The sequence below is a fragment of the Nocardioides silvaticus genome, assembly GCF_003160695.1.
Lineage (GTDB): Bacteria > Actinomycetota > Actinomycetes > Propionibacteriales > Nocardioidaceae > Nocardioides > Nocardioides silvaticus.
Genome location: NZ_QGDD01000006.1, coordinates 74,875 through 94,145, shown reverse-complemented (window position 1 = coordinate 94,145; position 19,271 = coordinate 74,875). Strand labels below are relative to the sequence as shown.

At 72.1% G+C, this 19,271-nt stretch carries 17 protein-coding genes; 7 read left to right on the top strand and 10 right to left on the bottom strand.

Features of this window, described 5'->3' with window-relative positions:
• Positions 1 to 21: 21 nt before the first annotated feature.
• The 7 genes from DJ010_RS13875 to DJ010_RS13845 all read left to right on the top strand — a co-directional run bounded on the left by DJ010_RS13875 (position 22) and on the right by DJ010_RS13845 (position 7,196).
• On the top strand, positions 22 to 1,041 hold the full coding sequence (locus tag DJ010_RS13875) for an AAA family ATPase (RefSeq protein ID WP_109694745.1): 1,020 nt from the start codon (positions 22 to 24) through the stop codon (positions 1,039 to 1,041).
• Positions 1,042 to 1,066: 25 nt separating this feature from the next.
• On the top strand, positions 1,067 to 1,978 hold the full coding sequence (locus DJ010_RS13870; protein ID WP_109694743.1) for a DUF58 domain-containing protein: 912 nt from the start codon (positions 1,067 to 1,069) through the stop codon (positions 1,976 to 1,978).
• A complete protein-coding gene (locus DJ010_RS13865; protein ID WP_109694741.1) occupies positions 1,962 to 2,462 on the top strand; it encodes a hypothetical protein in 501 nt (166 codons plus the stop codon). The genes DJ010_RS13870 and DJ010_RS13865 overlap by 17 nt, the downstream gene beginning before the upstream one ends.
• Entirely contained in the window at positions 2,453 to 3,484 is a 1,032-nt protein-coding gene (locus tag DJ010_RS13860) for a vWA domain-containing protein (protein WP_109694739.1), read from the top strand. The genes DJ010_RS13865 and DJ010_RS13860 overlap by 10 nt, the downstream gene beginning before the upstream one ends.
• On the top strand, positions 3,481 to 4,446 hold the full coding sequence (locus DJ010_RS13855) for a vWA domain-containing protein (protein WP_109694737.1): 966 nt from the start codon (positions 3,481 to 3,483) through the stop codon (positions 4,444 to 4,446). The genes DJ010_RS13860 and DJ010_RS13855 overlap by 4 nt, the downstream gene beginning before the upstream one ends.
• Positions 4,443 to 5,147 carry a hypothetical protein gene (locus DJ010_RS13850; protein ID WP_109694735.1) on the top strand — a complete coding sequence of 235 codons (705 nt, stop codon included), beginning with the start codon at positions 4,443 to 4,445 and terminating at the stop codon, positions 5,145 to 5,147. Before DJ010_RS13855 ends, DJ010_RS13850 begins: the two co-directional genes overlap by 4 nt.
• A gap of 192 nt (positions 5,148 to 5,339) precedes the next feature.
• Positions 5,340 to 7,196, top strand: a complete 1,857-nt coding sequence (locus DJ010_RS13845; protein WP_109694733.1) for a hypothetical protein — start codon at positions 5,340 to 5,342, stop codon at positions 7,194 to 7,196.
• Positions 7,197 to 7,258: 62 nt separating this feature from the next.
• Here the strand turns inward: DJ010_RS13845 and DJ010_RS13840 are convergent, their stop codons facing one another.
• The 10 genes from DJ010_RS13840 to groL all read right to left on the bottom strand — a co-directional run bounded on the left by DJ010_RS13840 (position 7,259) and on the right by groL (position 19,172).
• Entirely contained in the window at positions 7,259 to 8,014 is a 756-nt protein-coding gene (locus DJ010_RS13840; protein WP_109694731.1) for an SRPBCC family protein, read from the bottom strand.
• 11 nt (positions 8,015 to 8,025) lie between these two features.
• Positions 8,026 to 8,889, bottom strand: a complete 864-nt coding sequence (locus DJ010_RS13835; protein ID WP_109694728.1) for an FAD binding domain-containing protein — start codon at positions 8,887 to 8,889, stop codon at positions 8,026 to 8,028.
• Entirely contained in the window at positions 8,886 to 11,366 is a 2,481-nt protein-coding gene (locus tag DJ010_RS13830) for a xanthine dehydrogenase family protein molybdopterin-binding subunit (RefSeq protein WP_109694726.1), read from the bottom strand. Before DJ010_RS13830 ends, DJ010_RS13835 begins: the two co-directional genes overlap by 4 nt.
• Positions 11,363 to 11,863, bottom strand: a complete 501-nt coding sequence (locus DJ010_RS13825) for a (2Fe-2S)-binding protein (RefSeq protein ID WP_109694724.1) — start codon at positions 11,861 to 11,863, stop codon at positions 11,363 to 11,365. The genes DJ010_RS13830 and DJ010_RS13825 overlap by 4 nt, the downstream gene beginning before the upstream one ends.
• A gap of 417 nt (positions 11,864 to 12,280) precedes the next feature.
• Positions 12,281 to 13,519 (bottom strand): helix-turn-helix domain-containing protein, encoded by a 1,239-nt coding sequence (locus DJ010_RS13820; protein ID WP_109694722.1) that lies wholly within the window; start codon positions 13,517 to 13,519, stop codon positions 12,281 to 12,283.
• Between the two features lies 1 nt (position 13,520).
• The gene (locus DJ010_RS13815) at positions 13,521 to 14,759 is read right to left on the bottom strand and encodes an XdhC family protein (protein WP_109694720.1); all 1,239 of its coding nucleotides are present in this window, start codon (positions 14,757 to 14,759) and stop codon (positions 13,521 to 13,523) included.
• Positions 14,752 to 15,867, bottom strand: coding sequence for a vWA domain-containing protein (locus DJ010_RS13810; RefSeq protein ID WP_245927557.1), 1,116 nt, complete (start codon positions 15,865 to 15,867; stop codon positions 14,752 to 14,754). The genes DJ010_RS13815 and DJ010_RS13810 overlap by 8 nt, the downstream gene beginning before the upstream one ends.
• Positions 15,864 to 16,739 carry an AAA family ATPase gene (locus DJ010_RS13805; RefSeq protein WP_109694718.1) on the bottom strand — a complete coding sequence of 292 codons (876 nt, stop codon included), beginning with the start codon at positions 16,737 to 16,739 and terminating at the stop codon, positions 15,864 to 15,866. The genes DJ010_RS13810 and DJ010_RS13805 overlap by 4 nt, the downstream gene beginning before the upstream one ends.
• Positions 16,740 to 16,777: 38 nt before the next feature.
• On the bottom strand, positions 16,778 to 17,323 hold the full coding sequence (locus DJ010_RS13800; RefSeq protein WP_109694716.1) for a nucleotidyltransferase family protein: 546 nt from the start codon (positions 17,321 to 17,323) through the stop codon (positions 16,778 to 16,780).
• A 220-nt stretch (positions 17,324 to 17,543) separates the two neighbouring features.
• Complete coding sequence (gene groL, locus DJ010_RS13795; protein WP_109694714.1) at positions 17,544 to 19,172, bottom strand: chaperonin GroEL; 1,629 nt, start codon at positions 19,170 to 19,172, stop codon at positions 17,544 to 17,546.
• Between the last annotated feature and the right edge of the window lie 99 nt (positions 19,173 to 19,271).

Sequence of the window (19,271 nt, the reverse complement as noted above, 5' to 3'; positions counted from 1 at the left end):
GGTGGGTAGGTTGGTCCGACCATGACCAGCACGCGGATCGCTCAGCCGAGCACTCCTCTCACCGCCGACGACGTCGAGCGCGCCACCGCCGCGATCGACCGGATCTCCGACGCGTTCTCGAGCCGCGTCGTCGGCCAGGAACGCGTCCGCACCGCCCTCCTCGTCACCCTGCTGGCCGAGGGCCACGTGCTGCTCGAGAGCGTGCCCGGCCTGGCGAAGACGCTCGCGGCGTCGACGCTCGCCCAGGCCGTGAGCGCCGACTTCTCGCGCATCCAGTGCACGCCCGACCTGCTCCCGAGCGACATCATCGGCACCCAGGTCTACGACCCGCGCCGGCACGAGTTCGAGACCCAGCTCGGTCCCGTGCACGCCAACTTCGTGCTCCTCGACGAGATCAACCGCGCGAGCGCCAAGACGCAGTCGGCGATGCTCGAGGCGATGCAGGAGCGGCAGACGTCGATCGCCGGCACCATCCACCCGCTGCCGAGCCCGTTCATGGTGCTCGCCACCCAGAACCCGATCGAGGAGGAGGGCACCTACGTCCTCCCCCACGCCCAGATGGACCGGTTCCTCCTCAAGGAGGTCGTCGACTACCCCGAGGAGGTCGACGAGCTGATGGTCCTCGACCGGATCGGCGACGGCACCCTGGGCCAGCACTCCGAGCGGGTCGCCCCGGTCGCGACGATCCACGACGTCGTCGACCTCCAGGCCATGGTGCGCCGGGTGTACGTCGACCCGGCGATCCGCCGCTACGTCGTCAGCCTGGTGCGCGCCACCCGGCACGTCGGCCACCTGCTCGGCCCCGAGCTCGGGGCCTACGTCGAGATCGGCTCGAGTCCCCGCGGGAGCATCGCGTTCTTCCAGGCCGCGCGCGCGATGGCGGTCGTGCAGGGCCGGCACTACGTGATCCCCGAGGACGTCCGCGAGCTGCGGCACGCGGTGCTGCGGCACCGGATCCACCTCAGCTTCGAGGCGCTCGCCGACCGGGTGCGGCCCGAGAGCATCATCGACGCGGTCTTCCGCGCCGTGCCGACCCCGTGAGCCGACCGGGAGCAGACCGCACGCCGTGTCCCACCTGACCCGGGTCAAGACCCGCCTCTCGATCCATGCACACCGCAAGGTGCGCGGGTTGCTCGAGGGCGAGTACGCCGCGGTCCAGGTCGGTCGCGGCATCGACTTCAACGACCTGCGCGAGTACGTCCGCGGCGACGACGTCAAGGACATCGACTGGAAGGCGTCGGCCCGCAGCCGGATGCTGCTCGTCCGCCGCTACGTCGCCGAGCGCAAGCACACCGTCGTCCTCGCGGTCTCGACCGGCCGCAGCATGGCGGCGATGAACGACGCCCAGGTCGGCAAGCGCGACCTCGCGGTCTTCGTCACCGGCGTGATCGGCTACCTCGCCGTCCGGCACGGCGACCTGGTCGCGCTCGTCCACGGCGACGAGCGCCGCCAGCACGTCCGCCCGCCCGACAACGGCGAGCTGTACCTCGAGCGGCTGCTCGGCATCGTCCACGACGCCATCACTCCCGACGCCGGGCACAGCGACCTGGCGGCCGTGCTCGACTACGTCAAGTGCGCGATCCGCCGCCGCGCGATCCTGGTCGTGATCTCCGACGAGACCACGATCAGCGACCCGGTCGCCGCTGCGCTGCGTCGGCTGACCGCCCAGCACGAGGTGCTGTTCCTGACGATCGGCGACCTGGACCCGACGCTCGCGGCCGGCGCCGCGGTCGGCGGCGGCGCGCGGGCGCCCCAGCGGCTGGTCGACGTCGACGCCGGCGCCGAGGTGCCGTCGTGGCTGCGGGGCGACGCCCGGCTGCAGCAGGAGTACGCCGCGCTGGTGGCCGGTGAGGAGTCGCAGCTGCGTCGCCGGCTCGACCAGCTCGGTGTCGTGCACGAGCAGGTGCGCGACACCGAGTCCGCCATCACCGCGGTCTTCCGCGTCCTCGAGAGGCACCGTCATGCTCGCCGCCGCTAGCACCACCGCGGCCGAGCTCCAGGAGGAGTTCAACGGTCCGGTGGCGTACGCCGACCGCTGGATCTGGCTCGCACTGCTCGGTCTGGTGCTGGTCGGTCTCTACTACCTCGCGGTGGTGTGGTTCACCCGCGAGCGCCCGGTCGAGGCCGGCGTCACCTGGAGCGGTGACGTGCCGACCGCCCGCACCCAGCACCTCGCGCGGATCGACCGGATCGAGACCGAGGTGCGCGAGGGCCGGTTGCCCGCCCGCGACGGCCACCAACAGCTCAGCGAGACGGTGCGGTCCTGGGCCGAGCTCGTGACCCGGCTGCCCGCCCTGACCATGACGCTCTCAGACTTCCGGCGGCAGGCGCCCTGGGCACTGACCGAGACGATCGAGCTGATGTACCCGCCGGAGTTCGCGCCCGACGAGGTCGGCGAGGCGCAGGAGCGGTTCGCCACCGCGGTCGCCAAGGCACGACAGCTGGTGACGTCATGGAGCTGAAGTGGCCGTGGCTGGTCCTGCTGCTGACGCTGCTGCTGGTGGCGCTGCTGGCGGTGTGGGTGCGCACCTGGCGCACCCGGCAGCCGGCGGGCGCGTCGTACGTCGCCCACGCCGCGCGGCTGCGCGCGCTCCCCCGCTACCAGGTGCTGGTGCAGCGGCGCCGGCTGCTCGGTGGGTTCGGGTCGCTCGCCGCGCTCGTGGCGTGCGCCGGCGGCATCGTGCTGGGCGGCCGGGTCCAGGAGACGCAGGTCATCGACCGCGACGAGGCGACCCGCGACATCGTGCTCTGCCTCGACGCCTCGGGGTCGAGCGCGCCGTGGAACAGCGAGGTCGCCCAGGAGTACCGCGCCATCGTCGACGAGCTCGACGGCGACCGGGTCGGGCTGACGATCTGGAACAACGCGGCGATCAGCAAGATCCCGCTGACCGACGACTACGGCGTGGTCCGCGACCAGCTCGACATCGCGCAGGAGGCGTTCGCGGGGTTCGACGAGTACTTCCCCTCGGAGGAGTTCAACGACTTCACCGCCGGCACGTTCATCCAGGAGGGCCCCGACCGCTCCTCGCTGATCGGGGACGGCCTGGCGTCGTGCGTGCAGCGCTTCGACCGGCTCGACGAGGACCGTGGCCGGGCGCTGATCCTCGCCACCGACGGTGAGCAGCGCGGGCGCGGCGTCTTCGACCTCGCCGAAGCCGCCGACTACGCGGCCGACGCCGGGGTGGTGATCCACGTGATCACCAACCCGGGCGAGCCGCAGCGCGAGGGGGACCTCGCCGGTCTGCAGGCGGCCGCCGAGACGACCGGTGGGTCCTTCGCCGAGCTCGGCACCGGCGGGTCGACCGAGGAGGTCGTCGAGCAGATCAACCGGCTCGAGACGACCGAGATCGACCGTCCGCCGCTGGTGCAGACCCTCGACCGGCCGCGGGCCGGGCAGGTGCTCGCCGGGATCGGCGTCGGGCTGCTGGTCGTCGTCTGGGTCGTGCAGGGCCTGATCGCCCTCGCCGGACGGAGGTCGTCGTGAGCATCCCGACGAGCACCCTCCTCCCCCTCGCCCGCCGGGTCGGCATCGTCGTCCTCCTGCTGGTGATCTTCACCCAGCCCGGGTTCGGGTCCCGGGCGGTGCCGACCCAGACCGCCGACATCGAGGTGCTGGTCGTGGTCGACCGCACCCGGTCCATGGCGGCGCTGGACTACCAGGACGGTCCCCGCATCGACGGCGTGCAGCAGGACCTGACCGCTCTCTCCGAGGAGCTGCCGGGCGCCCGGTTCGCGCTGCTGACGTTCGGCACGGACGTCACCCTCGAGCTGCCGTTCACCAGCGACACCGCCTCGTTCCGCACCGGCGTGGAGACGATGCGGCTGGAGGGCCCCTTCGACGGCAGCGGCTCGCTCGTCGACCGGCCGCTCGACGCGATGCGCGACATCCTCGAACGCGCCGAGGAGGAGCACCCCGAGCGGCGTCGGGTGGTCGTGTTCGTGAGCGACGGCGAGAACACCGCCGACGGCGAGCAGAGCTCGTTCGAGGAGCTCGACGAGCTGGTCGACGGCGGCGTGGTGCTCGGCTACGGCACCGAGGACGGCGCGAAGATGCCGGAGGCCGAGGACCTGTCCACCGACGACGGGTTCGTCTACGACCAGGAGAGCGGCGAGGACGCCATCTCGCGGATCGACGAGGACAACCTGCGCGGGGTGGCCGACGAGCTGGGCATCGACTACGAGCACCGCACCGCGCCCGGCGGGATCCCGTCGCTCGCGGAGGACTTCGAGGCGTCGTACGCCTTCGACGACCGGGACGGCGCCCCGGCCGAGCACGACCTGACCTGGGTGTTCGGCCTCCTGCTGCTGGCGCTGGTGCTGCTCGAGCTGCGCTCGTGGTGGCAGGCGCTGTGGACCTCGCACACGACGCTGCTGCCCGCGGGTCGCGACCGCCGCGGCCGTCGCGACCGGGAGCCGGTCGGCGCCGGTGAGGGGAGGACGCCGTGACGCGCGAACGGCTGCGGCTGACCCTGGTCCTCGTCGGCTTCGTGCCGGCGCTGGTGGCGGTGGCGTTCGCCGCGAAGGTCCTCCTGATGCTGTCGCACGACCGCGAGGGGCGGGACCGCTTCGACGCCGCGGAGTACGTCGCCGCGGCCGACGAGTTCTCCGCGAACGGCTCGGTCAACTGGTTCGAGTCGTGGATCGCCGCCTTCGACGAGGGCGCCGCGCGGCACGCCGACGGCGACCTCGAGAGCGCCCTCGAGCAGTACGAGACCGCGCTCGAGGACGTGCCGGTCACCGAGGAGTGCACGGTCCGCATCAACGCCGCGCTCGCCCACGAGACGCTCGGGGACCAGGCGGCCGAGGGCGAGGACGCCGACGAGGCCACCGCCCAGTGGCAGGCCGGCATCGACGTCCTCGCCGAGGGCGGTTGCCCGTCGGACTCCGGGCGCGGCCAGGAGCAGACCGAGGAGGCGGAGGCCGTCGACCAGCGGCTGCGCGAGAAGCTCCAACAGCAGCAGCAGCAACAGCAGCAGGACCAACAAGACCAGCAGGACCAGCAGCAGGACGAGCAGGACCAGCAGGAGCAGCGCGAACGGGAGCGCAAGGAGCGCGAGCTCGAGGAGCGCAACGACGACGGGCTCGAGCAGCAGCAGGAGCACGAGGACGACAACCGGGAGCGGGACTACTCCCAGTACCAGTGGTGACTAGACCGGTTGTCCAAACAATCGGACGGACCCCGGGCACCCCGTGTCTCCGATCGGCCATCCGCGTTATCAGATCCGAACGCACCGCGTTCCGGACTCGGGCGGTCAGCTCAGAAGACATGGGGTCAGCAGTTGTCCACACCAGTACGGCGCCGCGTGCGCCCGTCCCTCTCTCGGGTCGCTCTCGGAGCGGTGGGCACCGTCGTCATCTCCTCGCTCGGCGTGCTCGGCGCCTCCTCCACCGCTGCCGGTGAGACCACGGTCTCGCCGACGGAGCCCGGCTCGCCGCCGGTCGTCCGGGATGGCAGCGTCACCATCTCCGTCGACGTCGCGGCGCTCGGCTACTTCCGTAGCAACGCGACGTCGGCGATCAACCCGGTCGCGTCGACGTCGTACCTGTCCAACACGACCACCTGCAAGGGCGACAACCCGGCCGGCACCAACAACTCACCGCGCACGACGGTGCAGGTCGAGGATCCGGACGGCAACGTCGTACTGACGCGGACCAGTCCGGCCCGCAACATCGGCCTGGCCGGATTCTTCACCAACCCGACCAACCAGCCGTTGAGCCCGCAGCCCGCGCCGGCCAACGCCAACTACCTGGGCGACTTCCCGAACAGCACCTACCACGGCATGTCGGTCTCGTTCGACCTCGCCGGCCTGCCCGCCGGCGAGTACACGGTGACCACGACGCACCGGCACATGCTCAAGACCGGCAACAACGGCCCGTGCACGGTCGGCTACCCCGGCCCGGGCGGCACGGTGATCGCCGCCGAGCAGGTCGAGTCCGACACGTTCGACTACCGTCCGTGGCAGCACAAGTTCGTCGACGTGCTCGGCAACGGGACCGTCGAGGCCAACACCTCTCCCGCCGAGGCATCGGTGCGGATCAACGGCAAGTCGTCCGGCGTCCTTGCCGGCAAGCAGAAGTTCTACGCCCTCGACGGCGACTTCGCGCTGCCGTCCGACCCGGAGACCTGCGCGGAGGACCCCGCCAGCTGCCTCCCGGCGGCCGCCCAGCCCTGCAACCCGGACCTGGGGTGCGTGCCTCGGCTGATGATCACGCAGTACCCGAACGTCATGGTGGACGGCAAGGCCAACCACCTGCAGGGCATCTTCGACCTGAAGACGAAGGCGTTCATCGCCAACGCCGCCGTCGACGGCCACCAGCGGGTGCTGATGTCGCTCGGCCCGAACGACGCCTACTACAAGAACCTGCTCAACAAGCTGAGCGGGAAGCTGGCGCCCAAGGGCGTCGACCTTCCTGAGCTGCTGGCGACCCAGGTGCTCGTGGGCGGGCCGACGAACACGCTCACCCTGAGCCTCCTCAACGGGCTGCAGGTCGACCCCACCGGCACCAAGGGCGGGGTGAGCATCCGCTCGGCCGGGACCGTCCAGGCGGGCGTGCTGCTCGACATCTACAGCCACCTCCGCCTGAGCGGACCCGCGTGTGTCACCAACACCGCCTCCTCCGCGAACGGCGACCGGCGGTTCACGCCCAACGAGGATGCCGGCTACACGGTCCGCACGTCCGACCTGCTGCCGTCGGTGCCCGCCGTCGGTCCGCTCGCCGCGATCGTCGGCGGTCCGGTCCTCAGCATCGAGGGCGACTTCGTGGGAGCCACCGCGCCGCTGGTCAACACCGCCAGCGCCGTGATCGGTGTCGACACCGCGGCCGACGAGCCGAACGGCTACCCCGTCTGGGTCGAGCCGTTCCTCAGCTCGCCGACGCACGTCGCCAGCCCGAAGAAGATGGACTTCCTCGGGACGGCGACCTGGTCGGCCAGCGAGACCCCCGTGGTCGGCATCGGCTGCCTGTCGGTGAACTTCATGGTGGGCACCGGCGTGGCGATCTACAACAACCCGGTCCGGATCGGGTTCGACGAGCTCGTCAAGGCGGCGACCAAGCCGAACCCGACGGTGCGAGCGGTGATGTCCGCGGTCGACGCCGCCGCGAACGGCGCGATCAACGACGTGACGGCCAACCCGACCGTCGCCGGGGTGCTCGAGCAGGTCGTCGGCGCGCTGCCGCTGTCGTCCCTGCCGTGATCCACGGTTGAACACCAACAGGGCCCCCGCCGGCGGCGGGGGCCCTGTTGTCGTGCGGGTCGTCAGCGCCGTCGTCGCCGCACGACCCACCGCAGCGCCAGCAGGCCGAGCAGCGCCGCCGCAGCCTGCTTGCCGTAGGACTTGAGGAGCACCGGCAGCACGGTGGCTCCGAGGTCGAGGGCCTCGTCGTTCGACGACCCCGACGACCCCGACGACCCCGACGGCACCGAACGCACCGGCGCCGGCGGGGGCTGCGGCTGAGCGGCGGCGGGCGGCGCGGCCGGGGCTGCCGCGGAGAGCTCGCTCACGTCCTCCTGCCCGCCCGCCGCCGCGTCCCCGGCCTCCTCCGCAGCCGCCGGTGCTCGATCACCGGCGGTGCCGAGGCGTTCCTCGAGGCACGCCACGAACTGGCCGAGCAGCTTGTCCGAGACGTCCTGCATCACCCCGCGGCCGAACTGCGCGGGCTTGCCGGTGATCGCCAGGTCGGTGAGCACCTCGACCGTCGTACCACCGCCGTCGGCCGCTGCCATCGACAGCTGGACCGTCGCGCCCGCCGTGCCGTTGCCGCGCTTGTCCTTGCCCTTCGCCTCGACGACGAAGGCGTGCGCCTCCTCGTCCCGCTCCACGAACGTGCCGGACCCCGCGTAGACCAGTGCGATCGGCCCCAGCTTGACCTTGCACGTGCCCTGGAAGGTGTCGCCGTCGGCTGAGGTGACCTGCGCTCCGGGGAAGCACTCGGCCACGGCCGCGATGTCCTGGAAGTGCGTCCAGGTGTCCTCGACCGACGTCGGCACCGTGAAGGTGTGGGTGAGCTCCACAGTCCCGCCCGTCAGGTCGCGTCGCGACCGGCGGCGGCGAGCACGGCGCGGGCGGTGAGCACGGTCGCGAGGTGGTTGCGGTACTCCGCGCTGCCGTTGAGGTCGGTGGGCGGGTTGGCGCCGTCGGCGGCGTGCGTCGCCGCCTGCCGTACGGCGTCCGTGGTGGCCGGCTGTCCGACCAGTGCCTCTTCCACGGCCGTCGCCCGCAACGGCGTGCTGCCCATGTTGGTGAGCCCGACCCGCGCCTCCGCGATCCGGTCGCCGTCCATCCGCACCGCCGCCGCGACGGCGACGATCGGCCACTGGTGGGCGATCCGCACGAACTTCTCGTACGACGCTCCCCAGCCGGTGTGCTTCGGGACGCGCACCTCGACGAGGATCTCGTCGTCGGAGATCGCGGTCTCGAACAGGTCGACGAAGAAGTCGGCGGCCGCGACCTCCCGGGTGCCGCCCGGCCCCTGCACGACCATCGTCGCGTCGAGCGCCAGCACCGGCGCGCCCAGGTCGCCCGCCGGGTCGGCGTGGGCCAGCGCCCCGCCGAACGTGCCGCGGTGGCGCACCTGCGCGTCGGCGAGGTGGCTGATCGCCTTGCTCACCAACAGCGCGTGCTCGTGGACGAGCGCGTCCTTGCCGACGTCGTGGTGGGTGGTCATGGCGCCGACCGCCAGGTGGTCGCCGGCGTCCCGCACACCGCGCAGGCTCTCGATCCGGCCGAGGTCGATAACCCACTCCGGCGCGTTGAGGCGCATCCGGAGCACCGGCAGCAGGCTCTGGCCGCCGGCGATGATCTTCGCCTCGTCGCCGTGCTCGGCCAGGGCCGCGAGGGCCTCCTCGACCGACGCCGGTGCGACGTACTCGAAGGCTGCGGGGATCATTCGGCACCTCCCGTGGTCCGGTCGACGGTTCCGCTCATGCCGGTCGACTCGTCGAAGTGGGGTGCGGCCGCCCCGGGTGTCTCGCCGCCGGGTCCGCTGCTGTTGATGGCCCGCCACACCCGTTCCGGCGTGCACGGCATCTGGATGTCGGTCACCCCGAGGTGCCGGACCGCGTCGACGACCGCGTTGACCACGGCCGGCGTCGAGGCGATCGTGCCCGCCTCCCCCACTCCCTTGGTGCCGAGCGTGTTGCTGGTCGCCGGCGAGGTGGTGTGGTCGGTCTCGAAGCTGATCGTGTCGGCCGCGGTCGGCAGCAGGTAGTCCACGAACGACCCGGACACCAGCGTGCCGCTGTCGTCGTGCACGGCCTCCTCCCACAGCGCCTGGGCGATGCCCTGGACCAGGCCGCCGTGCACCTGACCCTCCACGATCAGCGGGTTGACGATGTTGCCGATGTCGTCGACCGCGACGTACTTGCGCATCGTGACCTGGCCGGTCTCGGTGTCGACCTCCATCGCGCACAGGTGGGTGCCGTGCGGGAAGGAGAAGTTGACCGGGTCGTAGGTGGCGGTGGCGTCGAGGTTGGGCTCGACGCCCTCGGGCAGGTCGTGCGCGGCCCAGGCCGCGGTCGCGACCTCCTGGATCGTGACGCCCTTGTCGGTGCCACGCACCTGCAGCCGGCCGCCGCTGAACTCGATGTCGTCGGGCGCCGCTTCCAGCATGTGCGCCGCGATCGGCTTGGCCCGCTCGACCACCTTGTCGGCTGCCTGGACCAGCGCCTCGCCGCCGACGACCAGGGACCGCGAGCCGTAGGTGTCGAGGCCGCGCACGGAGGTCTGGGTGTCGCCGTGCAGCACCTCGATGTCCTCGAACGGCACGCCGAGCCGGTCGGCCACGATCTGCGACCAGGCCGTCTCGTGGCCCTGACCGTGCGGGGAGGTGCCGGTGATGACCTCGACCTTGCCGGTCGGGAGCATCCGGATCTCCGCGTGCTCCCAGCCGCCGGCGCCGTAGTTGAGCTGGCCGAGCACCCGCGAGGGGGCCAGTCCGCACATCTCGGTGAACGTCGAGATGCCGATGCCGAGCTGCACCGGGTCGCCGCTCTCACGGCGCCGTTGCTGCTCGGCCCGCAGCTCGTCGTACCCGAACATCTCCTTGGCCCGCTCGGTCGCCGCCGGGTAGTTGCCCGAGTCGTAGGTCATGCCGGCGACGGTGGTGAACGGGAACTCCTCGGGCTGGATCCAGTTCCTCGCCCGCACCTCCAGCGGGTCCTCGCCGAGCTCGGCGGCGAGCTCGTTCATGATCCGCTCGATGGCGTACGTCGCCTCGGGCCGGCCGGCGCCGCGGTAGGCGTCCACCCACGTCTTGTTCGTGAGCACCTGGGTGGTCGTGAACCGGTAGGAGTCGAACTTGTAGATCGCGTTGAACATCCACGCGCCGAGGACCGGCACGCCGCCGCCGACGACGCCGACGTAGGCGCCGAGGTCGGCCAGCAGGTCGACCTTGAGGCCGGTGACGCGGCCCTCCTTGGTGGCCGCGAGCGTGAGCCGCTGCCACTGGTCGCGGCCGTGGTGCCCGGACATCAGCGACTCCGACCGGGTCTCGGTGTACTTGACCGGCTTGCGGGTGCGCTTCGCGGCGAGGAACGTCAGCCACTCCTCCGGGGTGGTCTGCAGCTTGCCGCCGAAGCCGCCGCCGACGTCGGGCGCGATGTAGCGGATCTTCGACTCAGGCGTGCCGGTCGTCGCGGCCAGCAGGAACCGGGCGATGTGCGGGATCTGGGTGGAGGACCAGACGACGTACTGCTCACCGGTCGGGTCGACCACCGTCGAGCGCGGCTCCATGAACGCGGGGATCAGCCGCTGCTGGCGGTACTCCCGCTCGATGACGATGCCGTCGGCGCGCGCGGTCTCGATCGCCTCGTCGACGTTGCCGCCGGTGCCGCCCTCCGCGGAGTCCAGGGTCCACACCGAGGAGATGTTGGTGCCGAGGTCGGGGTGGGCGAGGACCTGGTCGGCCGCGGCCTCCTTGAGGTCGAGCGCGGGCGGCAGCTCGTCGTACTCCACGTCGACGAGCTCGGCCGCGTCCCGTGCCTCCGCGGCGCTGCGGGCCACGACGACGGCGACGATCTCACCGGCGAACGCCACCCGCTCCACGGCCATCGGCAGGTGGTCCGGCGTCTTCTGCTCCTCGCTGAGCGGCCAGGCGTTGGCGATCACCCCCTGCACGTCGGCGACCTCGCGGCCGGTGAAGACGTCGACGACGTTGGGCGCGGCCTTCGCCGCTGCCGTGTCGATGCTGGTGATCGTCGCGTGCGCGAACGGGCTGCGCACCATCGCCATGTGCAGCATGCCGGGCAGCACGATGTTGTCGGTCCACCGGGTGCGGCCCGTGATCAGCCGCTCGTCCTCCTTGCGCCGGCGGTCGCGGCCGACCTCCTTGGCCGGGGCGAGGCTCGGGTCGTCGGTGGTGGTCATGCGCCGACCCCCTCGGCGGGCTGGGACGAGGTCGGGGCGGCCTGTCCGGCGGCGTGCTGCACCGCCTTGACGATGTTGTGGTAGCCGGTGCAGCGGCAGAGGTTGCCCTCGAGCCCGGACCGGATCGCCTCCTCCGAGGGGTCGGGGTTCTCGGCGAGGAGGTCGATGGTCTGCATGATCATGCCCGGAGTGCAGTAGCCGCACTGGAGGCCGTGGCACTCCCGGAACGCCTCCTGCACGGGGTGCAGCCCGCCATCGGCCGCGACCCCCTCGATCGTGGTGACCTCGCAGCCGTCGGCCTGGACGGCCAGGACGTTGCAGGACTTCACGCTGGTCCCGTCGAGGTGGACGGTGCACGCGCCGCAGTTGCTGGTGTCGCACCCGACGACGGTGCCGGTCTTCCCCAGGCGCTCCCTGAGGTAGTGGACGAGCAGGGTGCGGGGTTCGACGTCGTCGGCCACCTGCTGGCCGTCGACGGTGAGGCTGATCCGGGTCATTGGCTCTCCCTTGGGCCCTTGGGTCGCTTGTCTCCTGTGACCCGGCTCACGCTAGGGAGCGAGGGTTGGCACTTCGTTGGTCGAGCGGGTCCTCGCTTGGTTCGGCTTGCCGAGGACTCCGCTGCGCGGGGCTGTGCGTTCGGGCAGGGGCGGCCCGGGGTGGCCTGCGCGTGAGGGCACGCCGGCGGGGCAACCACATCCGTCCCCCAGCAGCGCGGTCGCTTCGCTCCCGCGATGCTGGGCGCCGCAGCCAGACCCATCCACGCCCCACCGGCGTGCCCTCCCGCTCCGGCCAGGTGCGGGCCGCCCCGGACCCGGCCACAGGGTGGTCAACCCCGTGCCGTGGGGCGCCGCTCGCGCACGAGAGGCGAGTCATCCGCCCCGAGGCCGACACATCAAGCCTCGCGCAGCGGCCTATCAGCCGCGGGCGACCGCGAGCCGACCCTTGATGAGGGCGGACGCGGGGTGCGGCCTGCCGTTCACCGGCCGCAGCCCGGCGAGGCAGACCTCCAGCACCTCGGCGTCGTACGGCGCGAGCTCGCTGTAGCGCACCACGGCATCGGGCTGGGGGTCGGCCAGCAGCGCCTCGCGGACGGCCACGGCGACGTACTCCCCCATCTCGATGAGAGCGGGACTGTTGGTGCCCGGCAGCAGGTCGCCGCCGTAGGCGTCGACGGCCGGGCCGACCTGGCCGCGGCGGAGCAGGGCGAGGACGTGCTCGACGTCGGTCGCGACCGGCATCAGCAGCCGGTAGGGGCGGGACGCGAGCTGGCCACCGAGGGCGTGGCGCAGGTGGGAGACCTCGGCCTTGAGCGTGGAGAAGGTGACCGCCTGGTCGCCGTAGAGCAGCGCGTGCAGCTGCTCGAGCGAGAGCCCCTCGGGGTGGAGCGCGAGCAGCGCCAGCACCTCGGTCTGCCGCCGGGTCAGCAGCAGACGCTGGCCGTCGAGCCAGGCCTCGGCCGCGCCGAGCAGCGTGAGCACCAGCCCGGGGTCGGCGATCTCCTCGGGCAGGCCGGCGTACTGCCGGCTGCGCGGCATCGCGCCCTCGACCAGCCGGGCGAGGACGCGGGCGGTGGCGAGGCCGATCGGGTGGGTGCGGTCCCAGGTGGTGGAGAGGTCGATGACCCCGAGCTTCACCCCGGTGACCGGGTCGTGGAGCGGCGCCGCCCAGCACACCCAGTTGTGCACGATCGGCGCGTAGTGCTCGGCGCTGAAGACCATCGACGGCGCGGCCTGCCGGTTCGCGAGGTCGAGCGCGTTGGTGCCGACCGAGCGGTCGTCCCAGCGGCCACCGGCCACGAAGTTCACCGTCTCGGCCTTGCGGCGCATCACGCGGCCGCCGTACGTCCAGAGGATGCGGGTCTGCGCGTCGGTGACGGCGACGACGAGGTCACCGTCCTCCGCCGTACGACGCAGCTCCTCCTCGACCTGCTCGACCGCGGTCTGCAGCGGGGAGTCGTCCCAGACCGACCGGGTCTCGGACTCGTCGGCGAGCGGGGCCGCGGTCACCGACATCGGGACCGCGGTCTCCGAGCGGGTCCAGCTGTGCAGGATCTCGGGGCGGACGGACGCGGCGACCTGGTCGGTGTGCTCGACGAACGACGTCCACGCGCGCACCGTCTCGAGACGCTTCTCCTGCAGGTCCTCCCCCGCCATGTCACCCACCGTAGGCGCCCGTCCCGGCCACGTCACCCGGAACGGGGATCGCACCCGGTCCCGGGTCGTGGTGGATCCGCCCGCTGGTCGCGGCGAGCGGCTCGCCGGAACCGCCCCAGCGCTGGGCGATCAGCTCGGCCGCGATGCTGACCGCGGTCTCCTCCGGGGTGCGGGCGCCGAGGTCGAGACCGATCGGGCTGGAGAGCCGACCGATCTCCTCGTCGGTCAGGCCGGCCTCGCGGAGCCGTCGCTCGCGGTCCTCGTGGGTGCGCCGGGAGCCCATCGCGCCGACGTAGGCCAGCTCCGGCATCCGCAGGGCCTGCTCGAGGAGGGGCACGTCGAACTTCGGGTCGTGGGTCAGCACGGTGACCACGGTGCGCTGGTCGATCCGGCCCGCCTCCCGCTCGGCCTCCAGGTAGCGGTGCGGCCACTCCACGACGACCTCGTCCGCGTCGGGGAACCTGCTCGTCGTCGCGAACACCGGCCGGGCGTCGCACACCGTCACGTGGTAGCCGAGGAAGCTCCCCATCCGCGCCACCGCCGCCGCGAAGTCGATCGCTCCGAACACCAGCATCCGCGGCGCCGGCGCGAACGCCCACACGAACACCCGCATCCCCTCGCCCCGCCGCTCCCCGTCCGGCCCGTACGACAGCGTCGCGCTGTGCCCGCTCGCCAGCAGCCCCAACGCGTCGTCCTGCACGGCGTCGTCGATGCGGGGGGAGCCGAGCGAGCGCGATAGTCCCTGACGAAAAGCACCTGTTCCGGCCGGATCCGGGTGCTTTTCGTCAGGGACTATCTCCTCCCCCGGACTCACGATGGCGCGGAGACCGACGCGGGAGGGGTCGGGGTGCTCGACGACGGTGGCGACGGCGACCGGCTCGCCGCGGTCGAGGGCGGCGGCGACGGCGCCGAGCTCGGGGAAGGTCTCCTGCGACACCGGCTCGACGTAGACGTCGAGGATGCCGCCGCAGGTGAGCCCGACGGCGAAGGCGTCGTCGTCGCTGACGCCGTACCGCTGCAGCACGGGCGTGCCCGACCCGACCACCTCCTGAGCGAGGTCGTAGACCGCTCCCTCGACACACCCGCCGGAGACCGAGCCGACAGCGGCGCCGTCGGGACCGACCAGCATCGAGGCACCGGGCGGTCGTGGGGCGGACCGGAACGTCGCGACCACGGTGCCCATGCCGATCGTCTCGCCGGCCTCCCACCGGCGCACCAGCTCGGGCAGCACCTCACGCATCCGCGATCACCTCCATCAGCTCGGCGTACGTCGCCAGCGAGTGCCCGGCGAGGAACGCGTCCACGTGCGGCAGCACGGCGACGACCCCCCGCTGCACCGGCTCGTAGCCGGTCTTGCCGCGGTGGGGGTTGACCCAGACGACGCGGTGGGCGAGCCGGCCGAGCCGCCGGACCTGTTCGGCCAGCAGCGCTGGATCGCCCCGCTCCCACCCGTCGCTGAGGACCACGACGACCGCGCCGCGAGCCAGGCCGCGCTGCCCCCAGCGGTCGAGGAACACCTGCAGGGTCTCCCCGAGGCGGGTCCCGCCGGACCAGTCCGGCACCGTCTCCCCGGCCGCGACCAGTGCGACCTCGGGGTCGCGGGCGTGGAGGGCGCGGGTGATGCGCGTCAGCCGGGTGCCGACGGTGAACACCTCGACGCCACCGCCGGCACCGGTCACGACCCGGTGGGCCACGCGGAGCAGCGCGTCGGCGTACCCGCTCATCGAGCCGGACACGTCGACCAGCAGCACCACCCGGCGAGGACGCGTACGACGGCGCCGCCACCGGATCTCGGCCGGCTCGCCCATCCGGCGCAGGCTGGTGCGCAGGGTGCGGGAGGCGTCGACCGTGCCGCGGTGCCAGGACTCGTAGCGGGCGGCGCGGCGCACCGGGCGGCGGACGGGGAGCCCGGCGAACAGCGCCGCGAGCCGTTGCCGCTCCGCGGCAGTGAGGGTGGCGACGTCCCGGTGCCGCAGCACCTCCTCCGTGCTGGCGAGGACGCGGAAGGTCTCGCTGCCCTCGCCCTCGCCGGCACCCTCGTCGTCGAGGTCCACCAGGTCGACGCTCGGCGACGGCGCGATCGCCACCGCCCGGTCCGTGCTCGGCCGCGGCAGGTCGACGGAGAACCACTCGTCGAAGACCCGGTCGTGCGCGGCGAGGTCGTCCGGGCCGCCGCAGAGGGTGGCGCGGCCGGCGACCCGCGTCGCCGAGCGGTCGCCGATGCCGACCAGCGCGACCGCGTCGAGGTAGGCCCGGGCGCGGTCGGCGGTGACCGGCACCCCCGCCGAGCGCAGCGCCCGGGTAAAGCCGAGCAGGAGCTCGTCGCCTCCCCGGACCGCGGAGATCACGACAGGATCCGGTCGAGGGCGGCGCGGACCCGGTCGAGGTCCTCGCGGTGCTTGATGACCGCGCCCAGCGTGCGAGCGGCAGTCTCGAGATCGAGGTCGGTGGTGCCGAGTCGCTCCAGCGCGCGCACCCAGTCGAGGGTCTCGGCGACCCCGGGCGGCTTGAGCAGGTCGCTACGGTCACGCAACCGCTGCACGGCCTCGACCGTCTGCCGGGCGAGGGTCTCGCTGACCTCGGGCGCCCGTGAGCGGACGATGGCGACCTCGCGCTCGAGGCCGGGGTGGTCGATCCAGTGGTAGAGGCAGCGCCGCTTGAGCGCGTCGTGCAGCTCACGGGTGCGGTTGGAGGTGAGCACGACGACCGGCGGCACGGCGGCCTGCACGGTGCCGAGCTCCGGGATCGTGACCTGGTAGGTCGACAGCACCTCGAGCAGGAACGCCTCGAACTCGTCGTCGGCGCGGTCGACCTCGTCGACCAGCAGCACCGCCGGGCTCTGCTGGAGCGCGGCCAGCACCGGTCGGGCGAGGAGGAAGCGCTCGTCGTACAAGCTCTTCTCGGCCTCGGCGACGTCGCGATCCCCCGGAGCGGACACGGCCTCGAGCGCGCGCAGGTGGAGGATCTGGCGCGGGAAGTCCCAGTCGTAGAGGGCCTGGGTGGCGTCGATGCCCTCGTAGCACTGCAGCCGGATCAGCGGCAGCTCCAGCGCCTCGGCCACCGCCTCGGCCAGGGCGGTCTTGCCGGTGCCGGGCTCGCCCTCGAGCAGCAGCGGACGGCCCATCTCGAGCGCGAGGAAGAGCACCGTCGAGAGCTGCTCGTCACACAGGTAGCCGGTGCGCTCGAGACGGCGCGCCAGAGCGCCGACACCGGTGTCCATGCTTCGAGGCTATGCCGGGACCGTTGGCCCGAGGTTGGTCAGCGGCTGTCTGCGCTGTCGACGTCCTGACCGGTGGCGAGGTCGCCGCACTCGACGGCGGTGACGTCGCGGGACGCCAGGTAGCCGCGGGCGCCGCGATCGCCATCGGCCTCGGCGATCACACCGGTCCAGTGGGTCCGGCCGAGCAGGACGGGGTGGCCGGGACGACCGTCGTACGTCGCTCGCGCGAGCACCTCCGGGCCGACACCGACCCCGAGCACCCGTCGTACGACGTCGGCGGTCACGTCCGGCAGGTCGACCAGGTGCACCAGGGCCGCCGGGGCGTCGCCGACCTCGAGCGCGACCAGCCCCGCGCGCAGCGTGTGGGACATGCCCGCCGCCCAGTCCTCGGCCACGACGACAGCGGCCTCGTGCGGCACCAGCGCCCGAGCCTCCTCCGCCCGGGCACCCAGCACCACGACCACCCGTACGCAGCCGCCGTCGCGCAGCGCCGCGACCGCTCCGGGGAGCCAGCCCGGGACGAGGGCCTTCGGCATCCCCATCCGCGAGCCCGCCCCGGCCGCGAGGAGCAGTCCAGTGACCATGACCTCAATCTAGTCACCGGAATTGCCACAGGGCCCCCGCCGGAGCGGGGGCCCTGTGGTTGGTGCTCGGGTGATGTTGTTCGCCAGGGACTGTCCTGGTCTCGATACGCGTCGCTGTCTCCTCGCTTCGCTCGGAGCCAGCCGACGCTACTCGACCTTGTCCCTGTGTTCGCCCACGGAGGACGCGAGCGAGCTCGCGTCCCTCCGTGGACGAGGGGGACTAAAAGTCCATCCCGCCCATGCCGCCGGTCGGGTCGCCACCCATGGGGGCGGCCTTCTCCGGCTTGTCGGCGACGACGGCCTCGGTGGTGAGGAAGAGCGCCGCGATCGAGGCGGCGTTCTGCAGCGCCGAGCGGGTCACCTTGGCGGGGTCGATGATGCCGGCGGCGATCATGTCGACGTACTCGCCGGTGGCGGCGTTGAGACCGTGACCGGCCTCGAGACCGCGGACCTTCTCCGCCACGACGCCACCCTCGAGACCGGCGTTGACCGCGATCTGCTTGAGCGGGGCCTCGATGGCGACCTTGACGATGTTGGCGCCGGTGGCCTCGTCACCCTCGAGCTCGAGCTTGCCGAACGCACCCTCGCCGGCCTGGACGAGCGCCACGCCACCGCCGGCGACGATGCCCTCCTCGACAGCAGCCTTGGCGTTGCGGACGGCGTCCTCGATGCGGTGCTTGCGCTCCTTGAGCTCGACCTCGGTGGCCGCGCCGACCTTGATGACGGCCACGCCGCCGGCCAGCTTGGCGAGGCGCTCCTGGAGCTTCTCGCGGTCGTAGTCGGAGTCCGACTTCTCGATCTCGGCACGGATCTGGTTGACCCGACCCTCGATCTGGGCGGCGTCGCCCGCACCCTCGACGATGGTGGTCTCGTCCTTGGTGATGACGACCTTGCGAGCCTGGCCGAGCAGCTCCACGCCAGCCGACTCGAGCTTGAGACCGACCTCCTCGGAGATGACCTGGCCGCCCGTCAGGATCGCGATGTCCTGCAGCATGGCCTTGCGGCGGTCACCGAAGCCCGGGGCCTTGACGGCGACGGACTTGAAGGTGCCGCGGATCTTGTTGACGACCAGGGTCGAGAGGGCCTCGCCGTCGACGTCCTCGGCGATGATGACGAGCGGCTTGCCCGACTGCATGACCTTCTCGAGGAGCGGCAGCAGGTCCTTGACGTTGCTGACCTTGGAGTTGGCGATGAGGACGTAGGGGTCCTCGAGCACCGTCTCCATGCGCTCCGGGTCGGTGACGAAGTAGGCCGAGATGTAGCCCTTGTCGAACCGCATGCCCTCGGTGAGCTCGAGGTCGAGGCCGAAGGTGTTGGACTCCTCGACCGTGATCACGCCCTCCTTGCCGACCTTGTCCATGGCCTCGGCGATGATCTCGCCGACCGTGGTGTCAGCAGCGGAGATGGACGCGGTGGAGGCGATCTGCTCCTTGGTCTCGATCTCCTTCGCCATGCCGAGCAGCTGCTCGGACACGGCCTCGACGGCAGCCTCGATGCCGCGCTTCAGACCCATCGGGTTCGCACCCGCGGCCACGTTGCGCAGACCCTCGCGGACCATGGCCTGGGCGAGCACGGTGGCCGTCGTCGTGCCGTCACCGGCGACGTCGTCGGTCTTCTTCGCGACCTCCTTGACCAGCTCGGCGCCGATCTTCTCGTAGGGGTCCTCGAGCTCGATCTCCTTGGCGATGGACACACCATCGTTGGTGATCGTGGGGGCTCCCCACTTCTTCTCGAGCACGACGTTGCGGCCCTTGGGGCCGAGGGTGACCTTGACGGCGTCGGCGAGGGTGTTCATTCCTCGCTCGAGACCGCGTCGGGCCTCCTCGTTGAAAGCAATCAGCTTCGCCATAACTCCTGCGATTCCTTCGCTAGAGATGTCTGTGAGCCCGGTTCGTCGCCCGCGACGGACGGCCAGACCGATCCGGCGGACCCTTCCCGCCGACGCTGC